Source organism: Pseudomonas sp. N040 (genome assembly GCF_015637705.1).
In the GTDB taxonomy this organism is placed as follows: domain Bacteria; phylum Pseudomonadota; class Gammaproteobacteria; order Pseudomonadales; family Pseudomonadaceae; genus Aquipseudomonas.
On the sequence record NZ_JADOBE010000011.1, the window covers coordinates 1 to 14691 of the forward strand.

General features: G+C 64.5%; 15 protein-coding genes. 10 read left to right on the forward strand and 5 right to left on the reverse strand.

Going from position 1 to position 14691, the window contains the following annotated elements:
- The first annotated feature begins 341 nt into the window (after positions 1–341).
- The 3 genes from ISX93_RS15400 (at position 342) to ISX93_RS15410 (ending at position 3649) form a co-directional block, all read left to right on the forward strand.
- Entirely contained in the window at positions 342–512 is a 171-nt protein-coding gene (locus ISX93_RS15400; protein WP_195779649.1) for a DUF2061 domain-containing protein, read from the forward strand.
- A gap of 67 nt (positions 513–579) precedes the next feature.
- Complete coding sequence (locus tag ISX93_RS15405) at positions 580–1998, forward strand: homospermidine synthase (protein ID WP_195779650.1); 1419 nt, start codon at positions 580–582, stop codon at positions 1996–1998.
- A gap of 88 nt (positions 1999–2086) precedes the next feature.
- Positions 2087–3649, forward strand: a complete 1563-nt coding sequence (locus ISX93_RS15410; protein WP_195779651.1) for a glycoside hydrolase family 17 protein — start codon at positions 2087–2089, stop codon at positions 3647–3649.
- 47 nt (positions 3650–3696) lie between these two features.
- Here the strand turns inward: ISX93_RS15410 and ISX93_RS15415 are convergent, their stop codons facing one another.
- The gene (locus tag ISX93_RS15415; protein WP_195779652.1) at positions 3697–4080 is read right to left on the reverse strand and encodes a hypothetical protein; all 384 of its coding nucleotides are present in this window, start codon (positions 4078–4080) and stop codon (positions 3697–3699) included.
- 169 nt (positions 4081–4249) lie between these two features.
- Here ISX93_RS15415 and ISX93_RS15420 point away from each other — a divergent pair, with 169 nt between their 5' ends.
- A complete protein-coding gene (locus ISX93_RS15420) occupies positions 4250–5548 on the forward strand; it encodes a serine/threonine protein kinase (RefSeq protein ID WP_195779653.1) in 1299 nt (432 codons plus the stop codon).
- Positions 5541–6320 carry an MlaA family lipoprotein gene (locus tag ISX93_RS15425; protein ID WP_195779654.1) on the forward strand — a complete coding sequence of 260 codons (780 nt, stop codon included), beginning with the start codon at positions 5541–5543 and terminating at the stop codon, positions 6318–6320. Before ISX93_RS15420 ends, ISX93_RS15425 begins: the two co-directional genes overlap by 8 nt.
- A gap of 42 nt (positions 6321–6362) precedes the next feature.
- Here ISX93_RS15425 and ISX93_RS15430 read toward each other — a convergent pair whose 3' ends face one another.
- Positions 6363–7583: a patatin-like phospholipase family protein gene (locus ISX93_RS15430; protein ID WP_195779655.1), complete on the reverse strand. Its 1221-nt coding sequence runs from the start codon at positions 7581–7583 to the stop codon at positions 6363–6365.
- Between the two features lie 51 nt (positions 7584–7634).
- Positions 7635–8555, reverse strand: coding sequence for a lipid A biosynthesis lauroyl acyltransferase (locus ISX93_RS15435; protein ID WP_195779656.1), 921 nt, complete (start codon positions 8553–8555; stop codon positions 7635–7637).
- Between the two features lie 148 nt (positions 8556–8703).
- On the opposite strand from ISX93_RS15435, the gene minC reads away from it, so the two are divergent.
- The 5 genes from minC to ISX93_RS15460 all read left to right on the forward strand — a co-directional run bounded on the left by minC (position 8704) and on the right by ISX93_RS15460 (position 12249).
- Positions 8704–9438, forward strand: a complete 735-nt coding sequence (minC, locus tag ISX93_RS15440) for a septum site-determining protein MinC (RefSeq protein WP_195779657.1) — start codon at positions 8704–8706, stop codon at positions 9436–9438.
- Between the two features lie 96 nt (positions 9439–9534).
- On the forward strand, positions 9535–10350 hold the full coding sequence (gene minD / locus ISX93_RS15445; RefSeq protein WP_195779658.1) for a septum site-determining protein MinD: 816 nt from the start codon (positions 9535–9537) through the stop codon (positions 10348–10350).
- Positions 10347–10604 carry a cell division topological specificity factor MinE gene (minE, locus tag ISX93_RS15450; RefSeq protein WP_195779659.1) on the forward strand — a complete coding sequence of 86 codons (258 nt, stop codon included), beginning with the start codon at positions 10347–10349 and terminating at the stop codon, positions 10602–10604. The genes minD and minE overlap by 4 nt, the downstream gene beginning before the upstream one ends.
- 343 nt (positions 10605–10947) lie before the next feature.
- On the forward strand, positions 10948–11583 hold the full coding sequence (locus ISX93_RS15455) for an RluA family pseudouridine synthase (protein ID WP_195779660.1): 636 nt from the start codon (positions 10948–10950) through the stop codon (positions 11581–11583).
- A gap of 312 nt (positions 11584–11895) precedes the next feature.
- Positions 11896–12249, forward strand: a complete 354-nt coding sequence (locus ISX93_RS15460) for a hypothetical protein (RefSeq protein WP_195779661.1) — start codon at positions 11896–11898, stop codon at positions 12247–12249.
- Between the two features lie 36 nt (positions 12250–12285).
- On the opposite strand, the gene ISX93_RS15465 is transcribed toward ISX93_RS15460, so the two are convergent.
- Together ISX93_RS15465 and ISX93_RS15470 are read right to left on the reverse strand one after the other, a co-directional pair.
- On the reverse strand, positions 12286–13461 hold the full coding sequence (locus tag ISX93_RS15465; RefSeq protein ID WP_195779662.1) for a CaiB/BaiF CoA transferase family protein: 1176 nt from the start codon (positions 13459–13461) through the stop codon (positions 12286–12288).
- A 43-nt stretch (positions 13462–13504) separates the two neighbouring features.
- Positions 13505–14644 (reverse strand): acyl-CoA dehydrogenase family protein, encoded by a 1140-nt coding sequence (locus tag ISX93_RS15470; RefSeq protein ID WP_195779663.1) that lies wholly within the window; start codon positions 14642–14644, stop codon positions 13505–13507.
- Positions 14645–14691 lie beyond the last annotated feature (47 nt).

Sequence of the window (14691 nt, forward strand, 5' to 3'; positions counted from 1 at the left end):
CCCGGATCGCAGCGTAGCGAAGAGCCGGGCCGGATGCCGGGGGCGCTTTCTCTTTGCTTACTTTCTCTTTGCGCAAACAAAGAGAAAGTAAGGCGTCGTGCAGGACGCAACCTGTAGCCCTGTGCCGCGGAAAGCGCGGCGGTCAGGCTCAAAGCCTGCGCACGTCAGAAAATCAGCAGCGGATTTCCAATCCGATGCACTTCACGCACTTCCCCGCGATGCCACGACAATCCGTCTTTCAGGCCTGATCAGGCATACCTATCGGCTTCATTGAAAGCCGGCATTGGTTTGCGGCGAATGGCTGCGGCACTCTGGCGACGTGAATTGAGGAGGACGCCAGCATGCTCAAGACCGCAACCTTTACCGCCATGCACTTCTGCATCGCCTTTTCGGTGGCCTATCTGGTTACCGGCAGCCTTGCCGCCGGTGGCCTGCTGGCGATCATCGAGCCACTGTGCAACGCCGTCGGTTTCTTCTTCCATGAAAAGCTCTGGGCGCGCCTGGCGGCCTGAAGCGGCAACTGCGCGCAAAGCCGCTGGCTATACTGCACCAGTACCCTGGCGATTGCGGCGGTAAAACATGAGCGCGCACAAGACCCACACGGCGTTTTCCGGGCGGCTGGTAATGCTTGGCTTCGGCAGCATCGGCCGCGGGGTGCTGCCGCTGATCCTGCGCCACATCGACATCCAGCCGGCGCAGATCAGCATCCTCAGCGCCAACCAGCACGGCATCGACCTTGCCCGTGGCCAGGGCGTGAATTTCCGCGTACAGGCACTCAGCGCCGACAACCTGGCGCGCGTGCTGGAGCCGCTGCTGGGTCCGGGCGACTGCCTGCTCAACCTGTCGGTGGCGGTGTCCAGCCTCGCGCTGATCCGCTTCTGCCATCCGCGTGAGGTGCTGTACCTGGATGCCTGCATCGAGCCGTGGGCCGGCGGCTACACCGACCCCAACCTGTCAACCAGCCAGCGCAGCAACTATGCCCTGCGCGAGGCGGCGCTGACGCTCGGCCGGGAACTGGGCAAGGGACCCACTGCGGTGGTGACCCATGGCGCCAACCCCGGGCTGGTGTCGCATCTGGTCAAGCAGGCGCTGCTGGACATCGCCCGCGATACCGGCGTGGCGGTCGGTGATCCGCGCAGCCGGGAAGACTGGGCCGGGCTGGCCCGGCGCCTGGAAATCAGGGTCATCCACATCGCCGAACGCGACACCCAGATAAGCCCACGCCGGCGCCAGCTCGGTGAGTTCGTCAACACCTGGTCGGTGGATGGCTTCATCGGCGAAAGCTGCCAACCGGCCGAACTCGGCTGGGGCAGCCATGAGCGGCACTGGCCCGAGAATGCCCGGCGGCATGCTTTCGGCAGCGGCTGCGCGATCTACCTGATGCAGCCGGGCGCAGCCACCCGCGTGCGCACCTGGACCCCCCAGGCCGGCCCCTTTCATGCCTTCCTGATTTCCCACAGCGAGGCGCTCTCGCTCGCCGACTACCTGAGTGTCAGTGCCGACGGCGGCTTGCTCTACCGCCCTACCGTGCACTACGCCTATCACCCCTGCGACGATGCCGTACTGTCCCTGCACGAGCTGGCCGGACGCAACTGGGTCCCGCCGGAGCACAAGCGCATCCTCGGCGACGAGATCAGCGCGGGCAGCGACGAGCTGGGCGTACTGCTGGCAGGCCATGGGCGCAACGCCTACTGGTATGGATCGCTGCTGAGCGATCGGCAGGCACGTGCACTGGCACCCAACAACAGCGCCACTACCTTGCAGGTAACCGCCGGGATACTCGGCGGCCTGGTCTGGGCCATGGAGAATCCCCGCTGCGGGCTGGTCGAACCGGAGGCTATGGATTTTCGTCGGGTGCTGGAGATCAGCCGGCCTTATCTGGGACAGCTCGCCGGCCACTACAGCGAATGGAACCCTCTGCAGGATCGCGGGCGTCTGTTCCCCGAGCAACTGGATAACGGCGATCCCTGGCAGTTCCTAAACATTGAGGTGTGCTGAACGGCCTCCGCTGCGCCGGGCATGGCTGGCCGGCGCCCTTCTCCGCTAAGATGCGCGCCTTGCCCTTCATTACCCGCGTGCCCAACTCATGCCTGTCCCTTCGCGCTCCCTGCTCCTGCCCTACCTGTCTGCCAGCCTGCTGGCCCTGCTCGCCCTCGGCGGGCTCTGGTACGGCATCGGCCAGCCGGTGACCCTCGCGGATGCCGCGACCCCCACGCACAAGCTGCAATGCGTCTCCTACAGCCCGTTCGACAAGGACCAGTCGCCGTTCGACCAACCCTTTGTGCTGCGCACCGAGCGCATGGACGCCGACCTGGCGCTGCTCGCCAGCCGCTTCGACTGCGTGCGCACCTATTCGATGACCGGCCTGGAGGCGATGCCGGAGCTGGCGCGCAAGCATGGCCTGAAAATGCTCAGCGGTGCCTGGGTGAGCAGCGATCCGCTGGCCACCCAGCTGGAAATCGACGCGCTGATCGAGAGCGCGAATGCCAACCCGGACGTGGTCAGCGCGGTGATCGTCGGCAACGAGGCGCTGCTGCGCAAGGAAGTCACCGGTCCGCAGCTGGTCAGGCTGATCGAGACGGTCAAGCGCCAGGTCAAGCAACCGGTGACCTATGCCGATGTCTGGGAGTTCTGGCAGCAGTACCCGGAAGTCGCGCCGGCCGTGGACTTCCTGACCATTCACCTGCTGCCTTACTGGGAAGACCAGCCGCTGGGGATCGACGATGCCCTCGCCCACGTCGGCAGGATCCGCGAGGAATTCGGTCGGCAGTACGCCCCCAAGGACATTCTGATCGGGGAAACCGGCTGGCCCAGCGAAGGCCGCCAGCGCGAAACCGCCCTGCCCAGCCGCCTCAACGAAGCCCGCTTCATCCGCGGCTTCGTGCACATGGCCGAGCAGCACGGCTGGCACTACAACCTGATCGAAGCCTTCGACCAGCCGTGGAAGCGCGAAAGCGAAGGCGCGGTCGGTGGCTACTGGGGCCTGTTCGATGCCGACCGGCAGGAAAAGCACGTGCTGGCCGGAGCGGTGTCCAACCTGCCGCTGTGGCCCCGCTGGCTGGCCGGCTCAGTGCTGCTGGCAGTGGCGGCCCTGCTGCTGGCCGGGCGCCCGGCCAGCATGCAGGCGGCACTGCTGCTGCCGCTGACGGCCGGACTGGGCGCGGCGAGCATCGCCCTGTGGGGCGAACTGGCGCTGATCACCAGCCGCTTCGCCGGCGAGTGGTTGTGGGCGGCGCTGCTGCTGGGGCTCAACCTGCTGGTGCTGCTGCATGCGGTGCTGGCCCTGGCGGCCCGCCAGGGCTGGCGCCAGCAGTGCTTCGCCTGGCTGCAGCAGCGCGCCGGCTGGTGGCTGCTGGCCAGCGGCTTTGCCGGGGCGGTGCTGATGCTCGGGCTGGTCTTCGATCCGCGCTACCGCAGTTTCCCGACGGCCGCCCTGCTGCTGCCGGCGCTGTTCTACCTGCTGCGCCCGGTGCCGGTGGCGCCGCGGGAAGCGGGTCTGCTGGCGGCGCTGATCGGCCTGGGGATTCCCTTCCAGCTGTACCAGGAAGGCCTGGGCAACCTGCAGGCGTTCGGCTGGGCGCTGGTCAGCCTGTTGCTCGCCGCAGCCCTGCTGCGCGCGCTGCGGCTTGCTGGCGTACCGCGCGCCTGAGCAATCCAGCAACCGCCTGACTGACCAGGGTAAAATCGGCGCAGTCCTCAGCTGGCGGTTTGCGGCGACCCTGCCGGCGCATTGCGTACCAGGCGCAGCCCGGCCAGCACCACGGCAAACACCGCCAGGCTGGCGCTGTACAGGATCAGTGCCGGAATGGCGCACATCAGCGCCAGCACAGCGAGCCGCCAGCCATTGCGGCGCGGCACGCAGAACGCCAGCAATGACAGCCCCAGCGCCAGCCCGGCGATCACCCGGAAGTGGATCAGCAGCCCGAGCCCGGAGCGTAACTGGCACTCCCAGCGCGCCGCCTGTTCCCCGCACAGGCCCACCCAGCGCCCGTCTTCCATGAGCCCGAAACGCAGGCCATAGCTGGCCGCAAGGCTCAGCCCGATCAGCAAAACAACCAGCAGTAGCGAACGTCGTGACATGCAAGCATCCTGAATGAAGCCGGGGGAGGTCGATTAGCCCTGATAGCGGGTTATCATCGAACAGATTGAAATAAGCAGAAAGAATCAGGCCGCAGGCCAGGCCAGCGCTTGCGCAATCCACGGCGAAGCTATTAACTGCCGCGTGATTCGCAACCCGAGAGACTGTCCCATGCGCAGCTTGCACCGTCTAGCCGCCTTCTTCGGCGCATTATCCCTGAGCTGTGTCGCTCTGGCAGCCGAAATCGATCCGGCCACCTATGGCTATCCCATCAGTAACCCGTTCGAAGCCACCATCACCTCGACACCGCCGGCCCAGCAGCCCGCACTGCCGGCCGATGACGACATCGACCAGAGCGATTACACGCTCGACCTGATGCCGGAACGCGGCGACAAGATGCCCGATACCTTCTGGGCGGTGAAGCAGCTGCGCTATCGGCTGGCCCGGCAGGCAGGCCCGGCGCCGCTGATGTTCATCATTGCCGGCACTGGCGCCAGCTACAACGAAAGCAAGATGGAGTTCCTCAAGAAGCTGTTCTACGGCGCCGGCTATCACGTGGTGCAGATATCCTCGCCGACCAGCTTCAACTTCATCGTCGCCGCCTCGACCAATGCCACCCCGGGGATTTCCGCGGATGACGCCAAAGACCTGTACCGGGTCATGGGCGCGATCAGCGATCAACACCATGACCTGCAGGTCACCCGCTATGACATCACCGGCTACAGCCTGGGCGCCCTGAATGCGGCCTTTGTCAGCAAGCTGGACGAGGGCCGCAAGCGCTTCAACTTTTCCCGCGTGCTGCTGCTGAACCCGCCGGTCAACCTGTACACCTCGGTGAGCAACCTGGACAGCCTGGTGCACGTGCGCCTGCCCGGGGTAACCAGCCAGTACACCTTCCTCGATGAATTGCTGGACAAGATGACCCGCTACTTCAGCGCGGAGGGCCGCATCAACGTCGACGCCGCCACCGTGTTCAACTTCCAGAATTCCAAGGAGCGCCTGAGCAACGAACAGATGGCCATGATCATCGGTGCCTCGTTCCGCTCTTCCTCGGCCGACATCATCTTCACCTCAGACCTGATCAACCAGCGCAACCTGATCACCCCGGTGGGCAGCGAAATCGGCTACGGCACCAGCATGGTTCCGTTCTTCCGCAAGGCCCTGGCCTGCGATTTCATCTGCTACCTGAACCAGCAGATGCTGCCCTACTGGCAATCGCGCAACCCCGGCGGGGATCTCGAGCAACTGGTGCATGAGACCGGACTGGTTGCGCTCGAGGATTACCTGAAGAGCAGCCCGAAGATCGCCGTCTTCCACAACGCCGACGACATCATCCTCGGGCCGGGCGATTTGGGCTTTCTGCGCAGCACCTTTGGCAATCGCCTGACCGTTTATCCGCTGGGCGGGCACTGCGGCAATATCAACTACCGCGTCAACACCGACGCCATGCTGGAGTTCTTCCGTGGCTAAGAAATATCTCCTGCTGGCCCTGCTGCTCGGCAGCCCGCTGGCACTTGGCGAAGTCGCCGACGCGCCGGATGCCGACAGCTTCAAGCGTCCCCTGGAAATTCTCAAGTTCACCCCGGCACTCAACGAGGGCGTGTTCGACAAGTCGACCTACCAGACCATTGATGTCTACGATCCGTTCGAGGCGGTGAACCGGCACATCTACCAGTTCAACTATCACGCCGACCAGTACGTCATGCTGCCGCTGGTGCGCGGGTACAAGTACGTTACCCCGGAAGTGGCCCGCGATGGCGTGAGCAACTTCTTCAGCAACCTGGATGACGTGGGCAACCTGCTCAACAGCCTGCTGCAACTCAAGGGCGAACAGTCGATGCGCATCACCGCGCGCCTGCTGTTCAACACCACGTTCGGGGTGCTCGGCCTGTGGGACCCGGCCAGCAAGATGGGCCTGCCCAAGGAGAAAGAAGATTTCGGTGTGACCCTGGGCCACTACGGTGTAGCCGAAGGTCCGTACATCATGCTGCCGCTGCTCGGACCGTCCAACCTGCGTGACACCACCGGCCTGGTCACCGATACCCTGGCCGAGAACAGCATCGACTTCCTCAACGTGCCCACGGAAAGCAGCCGGCACCCGGAGCTCATGCTGCTGGACGGCGTCAACACCCGCTACACCACGCCATTCGAATACGGCCAGCTGGACACCCCGTTCGAGTACCTGAAGGTGCGTTTCCTCTACACCGAGATGCGCCGGCTGAAAATCAACGTGAACGACTGAGGCCACGGCGACGGGCAGATACCCGCTACCGGAACGCAAGCCTTACCCGCCAGCCGCCAGCCGCTCAGGCCTGGCCGGCGCGGGCTGGATGCCGTCCAGCCCGAGGAACTGGCTGAGTGCTTCCTTCTGGCTCATCGCATCCTGGTAACCCAGTTCGATCAACTCGTTGCAGTAGCCCGCCTCGAACAACAGGTAGCTGAGCACGCCGGCGCCACTGGACTTGGTCGCCCCGGCGCCGCGCAGAAAAAAGCGCAGGGCGACCGGCAATTCATGGCGGTGCCGCGCGGCAATCTGCTCGATCGGCCGGCTGGGTGACACCACCAGGACTTCCACCGGCCGCAGCCCGAGTACGCTCTGCGTGGACGCCTGCGGTAGCAGCTGGTTCATCCGGTTGATCCGCTCGAGCAACTCGATATCGCCTTCCAGGCTGTCGACAAAGGTGCTGCTGAGCATGTGTCCGCTGATCTGCGCCAGGCTCGGCGGTCGCCCGGTCTGCGGCCGCGAGGCCGCCAGATCGGCCGCCGCCCCGCTGGCATTGCCGCTCACCCCGATCACCAGCACCCGGGTGGCGCCCAGATGCAGCGCCGGACTGATCGGGGCGGACTGGCGCACCGCACCGTCGCCGAAATACTCACGGTTGACCCGCACCGGCGGAAATATCAGCGGCATGGCCGAACTGGCCAGCAGGTGTTCGAAACCCAGCCGGGTCGGCACGCCGACCCGACGGTGCCGCGCCCAGGGCTCGATCGAGGTGCGGCCCTGGTAGAACGTCACCGCCTGTCCCGACTCATAGCCAAACGCGGTCACGGCGATGGCGCGCAGTTGCCGACGCGCCAGGGCTGCACCGATCCCACTGAGGTCCAGTTCGCGTTCGAGCAAGCCCCGCAGCGGCGAATTGTCCAGCAGCGCCACCGGCAATTCCTTGCCCATGCCGAGCAGGCTGTGGCCTATGAAGCGTCCGGCCTGGCGCACGACCCCGGACCAGTCGCTGCGATACACCTGATGCGAATGAAAGCCTTGCCAGACCCGCGCCAGGCTGCGGATGGCCTCGGTGAAATGCAGCGCGCCGCAGGCCAGACCGACGGCATTGATGGCGCCGGCAGAGGTGCCGACGATGACCGGAAACGGATTGTGCGCCGCGTCCGGCAGCAGATCGCCGATCGCGCTCAACACGCCGACCTGATAGGCCGCCCGCGCCCCACCACCGGAAAGAATCAGCCCGGTCACGGGCTGGCTCGGAACAGCGCTTGCAGCTTTGCTCATTGGCAACTTCCGTGGTTTCCGAACAGGGGTGGTGTGCGTCGCGGGCCGGAGTCAGTAGAGCTTGGCCTCACCCGGCGGACGGGTCTTGAAGCGCCGGTGGGCCCACAGGTACTGCTCCGGATTGGCGCTGACCACCGACTCGACCCACTGGTTGATGCGCAGGCAATCGGCTTCCTCGCTCGCGCCGGGGAAATCCTGCAACGGCGGATGGATGACCAACCGGTAACCGGAGCCATCCGCCAGGCGTTGCTGGGTGAAGGGCACCACCAGCGCCTTGCCCAGCCGGGCAAACTTGCTGGTAGCGGTTACCGTAGCCGCCGTCACCCCGAACAGCGGCACGAAGATACTCTGCTTGCGGCCATAGTCCTGGTCCGGTGCGTACCATATCGCCCGCCCGGCCCGCAGCACCTTGAGCATGCCGCGCACATCGTCGCGCTCGATGGCGGTGGCATCCAGGTTATGCCGCTCGCGGCCATGGCGCTGGATGTAGTCGAACAGCGGGTTGCCGTGTTCGCGATACATGCCATCGATGGTGTGCAGCTGCCCCAGCAGCGTGGCCCCGATCTCCAGGGTGGTGAAATGCACCGCCATCAGGATCACCCCCTGCCCTGCGGCCTGGGCCTGTTGCAGATGCTGCAGACCTTCTATATGGGCCAGCTTGCGCAGGCGCGCTTTCGGCCACCACCAGCTCATCGACATCTCGAAGAAGGCGATGCCGGTGGATTCGAAGTTTTTCTTCAGCAAGGCCTCGCGTGCCGCGGGTGTCAGCTGCGGCATGCACAGCTCCAGATTGCGCCGCACGATGTGCCGGCGCGAAGCCGCCACCCAGTACATCAGCCGCCCCAGGGCGCGCCCCAAGAGCAGCAGCAGCGGATAGGGCAACTGGGTCACCAGCCAGAGCAGGCCCAGGCCCAGCCACAGCAACCAGTAGCGCGGATGCAGGAATTCGGCGCGAAATTGCGGTCGCTCCATCGGGGATATCTTCCAGACAAGACGGGATGCGGCGATTCTACAGCAAGAGCCGCGGCTGCAACCAAGCCGGCAGTCTCCGCGCGGCCGCTTGCGGCGCTGCGGCCTAATGGTTATAAGTCGTGGCCATTTTTACTGCAGTGGATCCCCCATGAGCCAAGCCGATCTCCTCGACCAAGACCCCGTGTTCCAGCTCAAGGGCAGCATGCTCGCGATCACCATCCTGGAACTGACGCACAACGACCTCGAGCGACTGGATCGTCAACTGGCCGACAAGGTGGCCCAGGCCCCCGGTTTTTTCCAGAACACCCCGCTGATCCTGGCACTGGACAAGCTGCCGCAAGCCGAAGGCGACTTCGATATCGCCCGCCTGCTGCAGGTTTGCCGGCGCCATGGCCTGCGCACGCTGGCGGTGCGGGCCATCCTCGAGTCGCATATCGCGGCCGCCAATGCCCTGGATATCCCGATCCTGCCCCCTTCCGGCGCCCGCGAACGCAGCCTCGAGCTGTCTCCGGCTGCCGCAAACAAGCCGGAAAAGCCTGCAGAATCGCCGTTCCGCCCGAGCCGGCTGATTACCACGCCAATACGCGGTGGCCAGCAGGTCTACGCCCAGGGAGCCGACCTGATCGTGCTGTCGGCGGTCAGCGCCGGCGCCGAACTGCTGGCCGACGGCAATATCCATGTGTACGGCCCCCTGCGCGGCCGGGCCCTGGCCGGGATCAAGGGCGATGGCAATGCGCGGATTTTCTGCCAGCAGCTGGCTGCCGAAATGGTCTCCATCGCCGGCCAGTACAAGACGGCCGAGGAGCTGCGGCGCGATCCAAGCTGGGGTCAGGCGGTGCAGGTCAGCCTGTCGGATGACGTGTTGAACATCACCCGCCTTTAACGGATACTGCCGCTCAAATCGTGCAAAAAAGCGCCGAAACGGCGCCACATATCGCAATTAACTTACTGATAATATTGAAATTTGGGGTTTGACACCTTGGGCAAGATTCTCGTAGTCACTTCGGGCAAGGGTGGCGTGGGCAAAACCACCACCAGCGCCGCTATCGGTACCGGTCTCGCACTGCGCGGGCACCGGACAGTCATCGTCGACTTCGACGTGGGCCTGCGCAACCTCGACCTGATCATGGGTTGCGAGCGGCGCGTGGTGTACGACTTCGTCAACGTTATCAATGGCGAGGCCTCGCTGACCCAGGCCCTGATCAAGGACAAGCGGCTGGAGAACCTCTATGTTCTCGCCGCCAGCCAGACCCGCGACAAGGATGCGCTGACCAAGGAAGGCGTGGAGAAGGTCATCATGCAACTGGCCAACGATTTCGACTACGTGGTCTGCGACTCGCCGGCCGGTATCGAAAAAGGCGCCTTTTTCGCCATGTATTTCGCCGACGAGGCGATTGTCGTGACCAACCCGGAAGTGTCCTCGGTCCGCGACTCCGACCGCATGCTCGGTCTGCTGGCCAGCAAGTCCAAGCGCGCCGAGGACGGTCGCGAGCCCATCAAGGAATGCCTGCTGCTGACCCGCTACAACCCCGAGCGCGTGCTCAAGGGTGAAATGCTCGGCGTGCAGGACGTCGAGGAGATCCTGTCGATCAAGCTGCTGGGCGTGATTCCCGAATCCCAGGCGGTACTCAAGGCCTCCAACACCGGGCAGCCGGTCATTCTCGATGACGAGAGCGATGCCGGTCAGGCTTACGGCGATGCGGTTGACCGCCTGCTTGGCAAGGTCGTGCCGCACCGCTTCCTCGAAATCCAGAAGAAAGGCCTGATGCAGCGCCTGTTCGGGGTGCGCGAATGAATATTTTCGACTTCTTTCGTGAGCGCAAGAAGCAGGGCAGCACCGCTTCCATTGCCAAGGAACGCCTGTCGATCATCGTCGCCCACGAGCGCGGCCAGCGCAGTCAGCCCGACTACCTGCCAGCCCTGCAGAAGGAACTGGTCGAGGTGATCCGCAAGTACGTCAACATCGACCAGGACCAGGTGCATGTGGCGCTGGAGAACCAGGGCACCTGCTCGATCCTGGAACTCAACATCACCCTGCCGGATCGTTGAGCGCAGGCGTTTGATGTTGCGCAAGGGCGGCCCAGAGTGGCCGCCTTTTTATTTGGTTTTGTCGGATTCGTGGGGTAGCGCGACTTTGGTAGTGAGTAGGCTCTTCTTTCGCGAAGCCGATCGGGCACTCAGCCAAACTGCTTGCTGTAGTTGCCTGAGCGTCCAGGTTGCGCCCCCCCGGGCGCCTTACTTTTCTTTGCACAAGCAAAGAGAAAGTAACTCGCCATCAAGGCGAAAAGCGGTGTTCCGTGCCGCGGAAAGCGCTGCCGCCAGAGCCAAGGCAACTGCGGCGCGCCTGCTCGCCCCCAGAGCCAACAGCTACATTCATTTCTAGAGCCCTGCCATGCCGCTTTCGACCATCCAGATCATCCACCAGGACGCTGCCCTGCTGGTAATCAACAAACCCACCCTGTTGCTCTCGGTGCCCGGTCGCGCGGAAGACAACCGTGACTGCCTGGTAACCCGCCTGCAGGAAAATGGCTACCCGGAAGCGCGTATCGTGCACCGGCTGGACTGGGAAACCTCCGGACTGATCGTGCTGGCACGCGATGCCGACAGCCACCGCGAACTGTCCCGCCAGTTTCACGACCGCGAAACCGAGAAAGCCTACACCGCCCTGTGCTGGGGCCAGCCCGAGGCCGACAGCGGCACTATCGACCTGCCGCTGCGCTATGACCCGCCGACCAAGCCACGGCATGTGGTGGATCATGCACAGGGCAAGCACGCCCTGACCCACTGGCGCGTCCTGCAGCGCTGCGGCGACTACTGCCGGGTGGAGCTGACCCCGGTCACCGGGCGCTCACACCAGCTGCGCGTGCACATGCTGTCGATCGGCCACCCGTTGCTGGGCGATCGCCTGTACGCCCACGAACAGGCCCTGGCATTGGCCGAGCGCCTGTGCCTGCATGCCAGCCTGCTCTGCCTGACGCATCCGCAAACGGGCGAGCGCCTGCGCTTCGAGTGCCCGGCACCGTTCTGAAGCCTGCCGGGCAGAGGCCTGCAGACCTGCACCCGTCCGCTCGTCAGCTCTGACGAGGGCCTTCTGGCCGTGCGCTTTAATGAAATGAGGATCTGGCTCCGCCGCGCGGCTTAGCGGGGAGGATCTGCCATGTTCGCCAGCGAATCCGCCCCCATCCTCAGGCCCGCGCTGTGCGCCGGGCACAGTTGTTTGGCTTGCGCGGCTTGCCCCACCCGCGGCCACCCCGCGCGGCGGACCGCAGTGCCAGCACTGCCGGCCTAGCCTGCAATCACCGGTGCAGCGATGCATCGCACACTGCAAAGGGAGAACACCATGAACACTCAATCAACCCTGCATGTCCTGGCCGTCACCAGCGGTCTGAGCGACCGGCGCATCGCCGAACTCTGGGAGCAGGCCGAACGCCATGCCCTCGAGCAGACTGGCGAACAGGAAAGCCATCATTACTGGCAGCTCGCCCATCAGAAACTCACCGAACTGGTCGAGCATGAGGCGCTGGTCGATTTACCGCGGGTCGACTCGCCCTGGGTGATGTTCGATACCCACCTCGGCCTGGCCTATGTCGAGGCTGTGGACACCCTCAAGGAGTTCGCCGTGCACGTCCGCCAGCTGCTGCGGCGCGACCCGGAGCACCCCCAGAGTCCGCAGAAAGCCACGCATTCCCCGTAACCGGCAGACCAGCGGCGGTCAGCCCGACCGCCCGGTTCAACCCAGCACGCGGCCCTGGCGCAAGGCTTCAATCGCTTCCACGGTATAACCCAGCTCCGTCAGCACCTCGACGTTGTGCTGGCCGACCGCGGTGCCAATATGCCGCGGTGCCTCGCTGCCGCCGGAGAACTTGATCGGACAGGCAATCTGCCGCTGCGGCGCCTTGCCCTCGCGTGGTACCTCGACCACCAGTTCGCGCGCCCTGATCTGCGGATGCTCAACCGCCTCGGGCAACGACAGCAACGGCTCCACGCAGGCATCCAGCCCGGCAAACAGCGCAGCCCAGTCGGCGAAATCGCGCGTCTCGAATACCATCTGGATCTCGTTCTTCAGCTCGGCCTGCTTGTCCGGGCGCAGGCCCAGCGCGGCCAGCTCGGGACGGCCAAGGGCGGCGCACAGCTGTTGCATGAACTGCGGCTCGAGGCTGCCCACGGCAAACCAGCGACCGTCACGCGTACGGTAATAATCGTAGAAGCTGCCGCCATTCAGCGCATTGCCCTGCATCGCCGGCGCCACCCCGCAGGCGAGATACGCCGCACCCGTCATGGCGTTGAGGCTGAAAGCGCAGTCGGTCATGCTGATATCGACCTGCTGGCCCTGCCCGCTCAGCTGCCGCTGCACCACCGCCGCCAGCAGCCCGACCACGCCGTGCAACGAGCCGCCGGCAATATCGGCCACCTGCACACCCAGGGGCAGCGGCCCGCTGTCGGCCCGCCCGGTGTAGCTGGCCACCCCGGCCAGGGCCAGGTAGTTGATGTCGTGCCCGGCGCGATCCTTGTACGGCCCGGTCTGCCCGTAGCCGGTAATCGAGACGTAGATCAGCCGCGGATTGATCGCCTTCAGCGCGGCGTAGCCCACCCCCAGCTTGTCCATCACGCCGGGACGGAACTGCTCGAGGACGATGTCGTATTCCTGCACCAGCTGCTTGACCACTGCCACTGCGGCCGGCTGTTTCAGGTCCAGCGCGATGGAGCGCTTGTTACGGTTGAGGTAGGCATGGCTGGCGGAAACCCCGGCATCATGCGGTGGCAGCACACGGGTCAGGTCGACGCGCGTGGGGGATTCCACACGCAGCACTTGGGCGCCCATGTCGGCCAGCAGCAGCGAGGCAAACGGCCCCGGCAGCAGGGTGGAGAAATCGAGGATCTTCAGTGAGGACAGCGGACCGCTCATCGGTAATTTCCTTTCTGGTTGCAGGCACTGGCCAGCAGGGCCGTCAGAGCTGCATGCCGCGGCTGATGATTTCTTTCATGATCTCCGAGGTGCCGGCGAAGATCCGCTGGATACGCGCATTCGCGTACATCTTGCAGATCGGGTACTCCCACATGTAGCCCCAGCCACCATGCAGCTGCACGCCCTCGTCCACCACCCGGCCCAGCAACTCGGTGGTGAACAGCTTGCCTTCGGCTGCCACTTCGGCGGTCAGCTTCTTCTGGTTGTGATCCATCACGCAGCGATCGACAAACACCTGTGCCACATCGATCTGCGTACGCATTTCGGCCAGCTTGAAGCGGGTGTTCTGGAAGTGTGCAATCGGCCGATCGAACGCCTTGCGCTGCTTGACGTAGTCGATGGTCACCTGCAACGCCGCCTCGGCACCGGCTACCGCGCCGCAGGCGTTGGTCAGGCGCTCCTGGGCCAGCATGTTCATCAGGTAGATGAAGCCGCCCTTGGCATCGCCCAGCAGGTTGGCCTTCGGCACCTTGACGTTGTTGAAGAACAGCTCGGCAGTGTCCTGGCTCTTCATGCCGAGCTTCTTCAGCGGCGTACCGCGCTCGAAGCCGGGCATGCCGCGCTCGACCAGGAACAGGCCCATGGCGTGCTTGTTGGCCGGATCGGTCTTGGCCGCGACTATGACCACGTCCGCCAGAATGCCGTTGGAGATGAACACCTTGGAGCCGTTCAGCTCGTAGTGATCGCCCTTGTCCACTGCTGTAGTGCGCATGCCAGCCAGATCTGAACCGGCGCTCGGCTCGGTCATGGCCACTGCCAGAATGGTCTCGCCCTTGATGATGCCAGGCATCAAGCGGGCCTTCTGCTCAGGATTGCCATACTCGGCAATATAGGGGCCGCAGAGCGCCGAATGCAGCGGCAGCATGAAGCCGGCCTCGTTGATGTTGGCCAGCTCCTCGCACATGATCTGCTCGTAGCGGAAATCCTTCAGCCCGCTGCCGCCATACTGCTCGTCCGCCCATGGCAGCAAAAAGCCCATTTCGCCGGCCTTCTGCCAGACCTCGCGGCTGACCACCCCGGCTTCTTCCCAGGCTTCCTGATGGGGCAGCACTTCCTTCTGCAGAAATGCGCGGAAGGATTCGCGAAACAGGTTGTGTTCGGTTTCAAAGTGAATGCGTTGCATGGCTGCTGTCTCCGGCAAAAAAACCTGACGCAGAGTAGGCAGCCAGG